Below are 1,354 nucleotides of genomic sequence, written 5' to 3' on the forward strand. Positions count from 1 at the left end.
CTTGGGGCAGACGTCCACACAGTTCATGATGGTGTGGCAGCGGAACAGGCGGTACGGGTCTTCCAGGTTGTCCAGGCGCTCGCTGGTGGCTTCGTCGCGGCTGTCGGCAATGAAGCGGTAGGCTTGGAGCAGGCCGGCCGGGCCGACAAACTTGTCGGGGTTCCACCAGAAGCTGGGGCAGCTGGTCGAGCAGCTGGCGCACAGGATGCACTCGTACAGGCCGTTGAGCTCATCGCGCTCTTCCGGACTCTGCAGGCGCTCGCGCTGGGGGGCTGGCGTCTCGTTGATCAGGTAGGGCTTGATCGAGTGGTACTGCTTGAAGAACAGCGTCATGTCCACGATCAGGTCGCGCACCACCGGCAGGCCGGGCAGCGGCTTGAGCACGATGTCGCCCTTGAGCGTGTTCAGGTTGGTCAGGCAGGCCAGGCCGTTCTTGCCGTTGATGTTCATGGCGTCCGAGCCGCAGACGCCTTCGCGGCAGGAGCGGCGGAAGGACAGCGTGGGGTCCACGGCCTTGAGCTTGATCAGGGCGTCCAGCAGCATGCGCTCGGAGCCGTCCAGCTCGACCTGGAGGGTCTGCATGTAGGGCTTGGCGTCCTTGTCCGGGTCGTAGCGGTAGAGCTTGAAAGTGCGTTGTGCCATTGTCATTTCCTACGTGGTCTGGTTTCCCCTTCGAGGACGCCGCGGAACTGGCTTTGCCAGGCCGCAGGCGTCGCCCCTTGAGGGGTGCGCCGCAAGGCGCGCGGGGTGGTCAGAAGGTTCTCGGCTTCGGGGGCACCGTCTCGGCGGTCAGCGGCTTCATGCGCACCGGCTTGTAATCCAGGCGGTTGCCGTCCTTGAACCACAGGGTGTGCTTCATCCACTCGGCGTCGTTACGGCCCAGCGGGCAGGTCGCGTGGTTGACGTCGTGTTCGTAGTCGCGCACCAGGTGGGCGCCGCGGCATTCCTGGCGGGCGGCGGCCGATTCCATGGTGGCCTGGGCGGCTTCCATGAGGTTCTCGACTTCCAGTGCCTCGATGCGGGCGGTGTTGAACACCTTGGAGTTGTCCTTCAGGCCGATGTTGGCCACGCGCTCGCGCAGGGCTGCGATCTTCTTGACGCCTTCGTTCATCACCTCCTGGCTGCGGAACACGCCGGCGTGGGCCTGCATGATGGCGCGCATGTCGTTGGCGACGTCCTGCGAGTACTCGCCACCCTGGGCGCTGTCCAGGCGGGCCAGGCGGGCCAGGGTCTTGTCGGCGGCGTCGGCGGGCAGGGCCTTGTGTTCCTGCTGGGGGTTGACGTTGGCGATGATGTGGTCGCCAGCGGCCTTGCCGAACACCAGCAGGTCCAGCAGCGAGTTGGTGCCCAGGCG

General features: G+C 65.9%; 1 protein-coding gene and 1 pseudogene. Both read right to left on the reverse strand.

The genetic code is table 11. From position 1 onward, the window contains the following. Positions 1 to 642, reverse strand: a 642-nt coding sequence (locus RMP09_RS20405) for a succinate dehydrogenase iron-sulfur subunit (protein ID WP_310567804.1), incomplete at its 3' end; no start/stop codon positions are given. Positions 643 to 751: 109 nt separating this feature from the next. Next, positions 752 to 1,354: pseudogene (locus RMP09_RS20410) on the reverse strand (succinate dehydrogenase/fumarate reductase flavoprotein subunit); the annotation flags it as partial.

Origin of the sequence: Hydrogenophaga sp. (genome assembly GCF_031426985.1) — a bacterium.
Taxonomy (GTDB): domain Bacteria; phylum Pseudomonadota; class Gammaproteobacteria; order Burkholderiales; family Burkholderiaceae_C; genus Hydrogenophaga.